We start from the raw sequence: 7,035 nt of genomic DNA on the forward strand, positions 1-7,035 counted from the left end.
TGTGGGATCATACTGTGTGGAAGGGAGAGACCGCCATGGTAACTAGCTGGAACAAGGGTGTCTTCTCGATGCTCATCGGAGCGGCGGTCCTCTTGCTTATGTCGGGGTGCAAGGCTGACGGGGAGCCGTCGGCCAGTGGACAGCCGACATCGACAACCAAGCGGGGGACCATCTCTGTGTCGATCTATGACCGAGGCACCATTCCGTCCAGCGAAGGAACGGTTGATAATAACCGCATCACCCGCTGGATTAATGAGAACGGGCCGGTGAACGTCAAGTTCGTTTCTGTGCCGCGTATTCAATCCGAGCAGAGGTTGAACACACTATTCGCCGCTGAGGAAGCGCCGGACTTGATTCTCGAATATTCGCCACAGATCAAGTACCCCTGGATAAACCAAGGGCTGCTGCGTCCCATAGATGACATGATCGACAAGTATAGTGTTACCTATAAGGAGTTGTTGAAGAAGTACCCCATTCTCGTCAAGGGGGGAACTGGGTCGGACGGCAAGCTGTATCAGTTCGGCCGGATCAACGAAACGATTCCGATGCGGGGCTTGTTCATTCGGACCGACTGGCTGGAGAAGCTGAAGCTGGACATTCCGCATACGACGGAGGAGCTGTACCTCACGGCCAAGGCATTCACCGAGCTGGACCCGGACGGCAACGGCAAGAACGATACGTATGGGATCGCTATGTCTAACAATTCTGGGGCCATCCTGGACGAAATGTTTGGCGTGACGTATCCGGACTTCGTCGTACGGAACAACGAGCTCGTGCATGGGTGGGACAACATTGAGGCGGTGACCGCTTTTAAGAAGAAGCTGTACAGCGAAGGTCTCGTCGACCGCAATTACATGAACGACAAGAACGGGTGGAAGGCGAAGCAAGATTTCCTGAACGGGAAGATCGGCATCTACATGGAGCAATTCAATGTACCGATCACCTTCTATACCGATTTTTACTTGCCGCTCAAAAAAAATGTCCCTGATGCCGAGCTAACCGTCATGCCGTATCCGAAGACGTCGGTCGGACAGTTCAACCCGGTCTTCGTGAATCCGTTCCAGATGACAGCGGTCGTGAACGCTCAGACGAAGGACCCGGAAGCTGTTATGAAATACGTGGACTTCGCTTCCTCCGATAAGTTCATGAAGACAATGTATTACGGTTTCGATGGTGTGCATAGCATGACCGTGCCAGGCAAATGTCCGCAAATGCTCAATCTCGACCGCTGGCGTGCGGAGTTCAACTTCGGTTCCGGTGATTATGCGATGCTGGCATCGCCGTTATTGTCCGGCAACTGCTACTACGGGACGAACAAGCTGGATGACCAAGATCCGCTGCAGGCGAAGGTAAAGACGATGTTCGAGCAAAATTCGGCGTATGTCAACTTCGACTTGCATGTAGCAGGCCCGACGCATTCCGAGCAGATGCCTCAGCTGCCGAAGGACCTGCAGCAGATTATGACAGCGACAACCCGGCAGATCGGTTCAGCCGAAGGTGACATCTGGATCAAAGCGGTCTTAACACCAGGATACACGCCGGAGATGGCCAAGCTGGATGCGATTACGACGTGGGAGAAAGCTGGCGGCAAGCAGGTCGATGAATGGTATCACACCTTCTACGCGCAGGACAGAGACCGCATCATCCTAACGAAGGATATCTACGACCTCTTCAAGGAGCAGCGAGCGGCGCAGAAGAAGTAGGGTGTGTGGCCATTGTATGAACCGACTCTCGCCGATCCGGCATTCCTGTTGCCGCGAATGTGCATGCATTTGTGGCTACAGGAATGCCGGGTCGGGATTGTTACACCCAGCCTCAGTGATCTTTGCGATACAGTTCGCGGCTTTTGTACCCTGCCTGAAGAATCATCTTCATTTCCTCTCGCCGCGCGGCTCTCGTTTCTTCTTGTTTGGCACTATACACATACCGCGCCCAATCCTTGCGATACCCGGGGGTAAGCGATTGGTAGATGCTAAGCAGCTCAGGCGCATCCTCCAAATCCTTTTCCACACTGGGAATTAAAGCAATATAATCATCTACGCGTTGGCTTGAATTTGTTGAAGTCCGGTCCTTGCTTCCAGCGTCCTGTTTGAGCCCGACCACGGTAAAGACATCATCCAGCCCAACCATACGGGAGAATTTAATCGTGCTATTCCCGACATATCCGTCCTCATCGCTTCCCAAACCACCTAACAAGTCATCCCGATGAATGAATGTCGGATATACCTTGTTCCCTTTCTTAGGATACGCCACGAAGAGATAGCCGTTATTACGGAGATGTTGATGTTCGATCACACGATCGACCAGTTCCTTCAGCGACTCCATATCTAACACAAAGGCGAATATGAGATCAAACACACGATCCTTGAGCGTAGTCGCATAGCCCGTCAATTCCGATAGATAGTCCATCCCCTCAGGTTGATCCAATACTGCAACTTGTTCGTACTTGTGCAAACCCAGCTTGTCTACTATCGATTTCGTCATTCTGCTTCATCCCTTACCATTTGTCGCTTACTTGTAATTCCACCCTTACAGACCGAGCTTATGGCCTTTCTCCAGACGCTGAATCTGCTTCTCGCCACCATCTGCCAATTCCCGGAACTGATTGATCGTTTCACGCATTTTAGGCAGTGCTTCCTGCTTGTAGGTGCTGATAGAATCCAGAGCCGACAACACATCAGTAAAGGCTTGTTTCAGGGTGTCTACCGAGACACTGGACTGAAGCGATTGCTTCTGGATATCCACTCCTTGATTCTTCAACATCCTGGACGTGCTGGCGATCAGATCGTTCGTGGTTTGATTCAAGAGCTCGATCTTTTTCAAAACAATCTTTTGATTATAGAGCGCACTGGCCACCGTAACGGAAATTTTCAACGCCGAGATCGTAACGTTCTTAGCTCGGTCTACCCCGCGAATCAATTCCTTATTGTTCCTGATTACGACTTCGATGGCAATAATCCCCTGTTGGTTGACTACCAACATCTGCTGCAGGTCCATCACCCGCTGCCTCAGAGGAAACAGCACTTCTTCAGTGATGAACCGGATCTTGTCAGGGTCTTCATTACGCTGTTTGGCCGTTTCGATCTGCGACTCGATGGATTCATCCATCAATACCCCGAGCTGAATTTCCTTTTGCAGCCTTTTGGTCAAATCCCGGAGTGCTTGCTGCTCGATCTCCAATGTGGTGTTGTCGTTCTTGAGGGTCGACTTGCCCTTATCCAGAGAAACCACAATATCCGCAATCACAGCATCGGCCTTCTGATACTTGAGGAAGTAAGCACGCAGCGGATTGAACAGCTTGCCGAGGAAACCCGTCTTAGCAAAATCTATTATACTCGGGTCCAAATCCCTCAACTGAACATGCAATTCAGCCAAACCTTTGGCTACTTGACCACCCTCATCACCCGTTTTGGAGAGATTCCCTACCGATACCTGAAGTAACGTGTTTTTATCCGAGGACAATTTCATCGTTTGGAGTCCGAAAGTGTCGATGGATTGCAGGATTTCTTTGCGCTTCTCAAGCGACTCCATATCCAACGCCATGATCGTGGCCACATTGGAATCCGCTACTTCCTTGAGCTTCGCCACTTCCTCAGGTACAGGCTTCACCTCTTGTTCAATCGCTACCTTGATCTCTTCCGGACTTGCTACTTCCATCGAAAATGACATCGTAACCCTCCTAGGGGCTTGCGTCAGCAAGCCAGCATCGTAAGCCAATTCTTGACTACATTACATCTGAACGTTAAACAAGTTGCCGAGCTTGTAGACTACATCATCTGTATCTGCATTAATACTTGCCGCCTCGTTGATGCTCGAAATACTTTGAAGCGCCTTAATATCTGCGTTATAACCGATCGTATAAATCGGAATCTTATAGTACTCAATCAGACTCCTAATATCTTTCAGCGAATACCCCTCATTCGTCTCTCCATCACTCAAGACGAAGATGATCGGTTTCATGCTTGGATCAAGCGCCAACTGATCTTGAAGCATTTTCAAGGCTACGACAATACCGTTGAAGGTAGCCGTGCCGCCGCCGGATTGAAGACTGTTCACCGCACCAACCAGCATCGACTGTTGGTTCGTATCATACTTTGCGATCGGGAGGTTGATCGTTACCTTGCTGGAATAGGAGACAAGTCCGATACTGTTGTTCTTGCCCAAAAACTTCTGACCCTTCAACAGAGACTCTTTCAAGCGTTTCAATGGTTCGCCCGCCATACTGCCAGACACGTCGGTTACAAATACCGCCGCGATCGCTTTATTGGCGTTCTTCTTCTCTTTCCATACCTTTTGCGCCGAGGACAAAAGACTGCCATCAACCGGACTGAGTTCAGACTTGTAGTCTTCCAGGCCATTGAAGCCATTATCCTTCGCGGATTTCTGGTACTTCTCCTGGGCGACATAATCAGCGAATTTCTTAATAATGTCTTGCTTCGCTTGCGGTAGGTCACCCAGAGCGTACAATGGACTATCATGTCTTACACCGAAAGGAGTGAAAGCATACCCACTCTTCAAGTCCGCTGCATTGACATAGGTTTGGTACTCCAGAACAAACCCATCTAACATACCCGACTTCGCTGCATCGCGCATCTGAATAGTTGTTGATGCGATAAAGGGGACGTTGGCTTGGAACTTCTCAAACCCCTGAACCGCTTTACTTCCCAAGATATTCGAGCTGTCGAACGTATTGAGCGCTGTTATGAGAAAGTTTAAGCCTGTAGAACTGGCAAAGGGATCTGTATACCCCATAGAAAACTCGTTATTCGAGATCGCTTCGGTGACCGTTTTGACATTTACGGAACCGTACTTACTTACCAAAGCGTCATACTTCGCCTTGGCTATGACAATACCGGGAACATTACCGACAAGACGCTTAGTGACAAGCTGAGTTTTAACGCCACTCGCTTTGACCATCTCCCCCCACAGCTCATTGGAAGGTGTGTAGGCGTCTGGTACATATTTACCGGATTTGATGTAATCCGAGGCTGTACCGGAAGCAATATTACGAATCTTGACTGAGACCGGTTTGCCGTCAACTTCAATATTCGCTTTGTTGAAATCGTTCGCTACTCCATTCAGCCAACCGTCAACACCCGTGCCCGACTTTTCTGTAGACGAGAAAATCTCCACAAAATTAGGAGTCGTATTGTTCACGGATACTGCGAACTTAGAGATATCCGGCAATGACTCCGCCACATCGGCAGGGTTAAGGTCGATCTGACCTTTTGCAGGTGTTTCCTTAGAAACCGAGATGTCGGAATACAGTTTGCTTAATTGCTTAGCTGCATCTTCCGAAGACACCTGCGCCTTTGTCTTCCCGAAATTTGAGGTTAGATTCACCCCGAAATAAACGAGGGCAAACACAACTACCAGAATAAAAGCCGACAATAGGAAAAACTTACTCTTTTTCGTCATTATGACACCTCTTACTGTTTATAGTACTTCGTTTGTTTGATCAAGGAGTCTATTTCCTGCATACAAGGCATATTTTCAATATCACCCAGCTCGAAACTGTCCAAGCGGGATATTTCCAACAGCAGCTTATCTAACTTCAACAAAATTTCCTCGTTAGTACCTAGCGAACCTTTCACGAACGACAAGTACTCGTTGTACACGTCCGTTTTCTCTCGAAGAAGCTCCGGAGAGAACGAAGTCGACTTCTTATTCATGACACTCTCAAACTCTGTCTCGTCAAATACGTTGAGCCTGTTCAGGATACTCCTTACATTAAGGTAGAAGAGCTTTTCTACCTCCTGCGTAACGGATGCAAACTTCTTGTAGCTTAATTCAGCCGGATCGAATCTTTGATTAAGGACGGTCATCAAGGTATCCGTCTTCTTCCTGATCCGACCCAACTGCTCCAAGGCAAGCGCAATATCACCCTCCAGCGCTTTTACATGTCTGTAGTGATTCAACGCCTCTACATAGTCCTCGTGCGTTTTAATTTGCTTAACAGGTATAACAACAGGTTGCTTGAATAACCAGACATAACTCCCGTACAGCAACACAAGTACACTAGCGAGTAGCAATGTAACCCCTAATGCTGTTGTGAGCGCACTTCCACCTATCTCCACCCCCACAAATCCGGGCGAGAGTACTATAATATTCAAAACAACTACACACAGAATAAGTGCTAGTAGTTTTATGTACTTGGTTCCAATCAAATCTCATCCCTCCCTTACTTCCATTAGGATATGCTGAGGTACCAGAAGTGAGACACCCAGAAGCAGACTGGTACGAAGTTGCTGGACACCGTCACCTTCAGCCATCCTGCCGGGTCAATCCATCCTTAAAATTCGACATCTTCCGGCATTTTCCTTCTAAATCAGCTTAAATCACCAAACAGTAATGGAAATTGCGGGCATTCTACCTAAAAAAAAGCAGCCCCCAAATATAAGGGCTGCTATTCGTCCCACTACAGATGGGTTTGCCTTGCACAATGTGGCGTGTTACTACCTTATGGAGGATATGAACCGCCGCGAGCCGGAGCGAGTACGAAACTTACGTACGCATATCGTTAGGGAGTTAGTCCAAGAAATCAAAGCCTGCGACGCCTACAACCGCAGCAATATCCAGCAGTTAATTTCAGCCGTTTTCTGTTGATTGCTTCGCTGCTTAAGACTTATTCTCGGGATCATTTATTAGTAGCGAACATTTGTTTTATGCTTTCTTTCAGTGAAGTGACGGGGTTTCCAATTAATCTTTCCAAATCTGGTGAGGTTGAGGAAGTATCAATCTTGCCCAAAAAACCATATATCCAATTTTGAATCTGTGGATCTTGAAAGAGAGTAATAGGCTTACCTGTAAGATCAGACAGAACCAGCGCTAATTCATTGAAGGTCCATGGACGAGGTGCAGTAAGCTCATATGTCTTATTCTTATGGCCTGGTTCGGAAAGAACTGCTGCTATTCCTAAGGCAAGATCATTACGTGTCACAGTATTAAATTTCCAATCTCCAGGGTAAGTGCGTAGTTCACCTGTAGCTATGGCAACATCCAGACCAAGCACTCCGACAAAATCAGTATACAAAG

The 7,035-nt window shown here is 48.1% G+C and carries 6 protein-coding genes; 1 reads left to right on the forward strand and 5 read right to left on the reverse strand.

The window, feature by feature from the left end; all coding sequences use genetic code 11:
- The first annotated feature begins 35 nt into the window (after nt 1–35).
- Nucleotides 36–1,703 (forward strand): extracellular solute-binding protein, encoded by a 1,668-nt coding sequence (locus AC1DWB_RS08885; protein WP_477540691.1) that lies wholly within the window; start codon nt 36–38, stop codon nt 1,701–1,703.
- A 112-nt stretch (nt 1,704–1,815) separates the two neighbouring features.
- On the opposite strand, the gene AC1DWB_RS08890 is transcribed toward AC1DWB_RS08885, so the two are convergent.
- The 5 genes from AC1DWB_RS08890 to AC1DWB_RS08910 form a co-directional block, all read right to left on the reverse strand.
- Entirely contained in the window at nt 1,816–2,484 is a 669-nt protein-coding gene (locus AC1DWB_RS08890; protein WP_477540692.1) for a YdeI/OmpD-associated family protein, read from the reverse strand.
- A 45-nt stretch (nt 2,485–2,529) separates the two neighbouring features.
- Nucleotides 2,530–3,669: a toxic anion resistance protein gene (locus tag AC1DWB_RS08895; RefSeq protein WP_477540693.1), complete on the reverse strand. Its 1,140-nt coding sequence runs from the start codon at nt 3,667–3,669 to the stop codon at nt 2,530–2,532.
- 60 nt (nt 3,670–3,729) lie between these two features.
- The gene (locus AC1DWB_RS08900; protein WP_477540694.1) at nt 3,730–5,418 is read right to left on the reverse strand and encodes a vWA domain-containing protein; all 1,689 of its coding nucleotides are present in this window, start codon (nt 5,416–5,418) and stop codon (nt 3,730–3,732) included.
- Between the two features lie 11 nt (nt 5,419–5,429).
- Complete coding sequence (locus tag AC1DWB_RS08905) at nt 5,430–6,167, reverse strand: hypothetical protein (RefSeq protein WP_477540695.1); 738 nt, start codon at nt 6,165–6,167, stop codon at nt 5,430–5,432.
- A gap of 470 nt (nt 6,168–6,637) precedes the next feature.
- Nucleotides 6,638–7,035 (reverse strand): Rossmann-fold NAD(P)-binding domain-containing protein (locus tag AC1DWB_RS08910; RefSeq protein WP_477540696.1); only part of this gene is annotated, 398 nt, incomplete at its 5' end.

It is taken from the genome of Paenibacillus sp. P4_E11 (assembly GCF_056401635.1).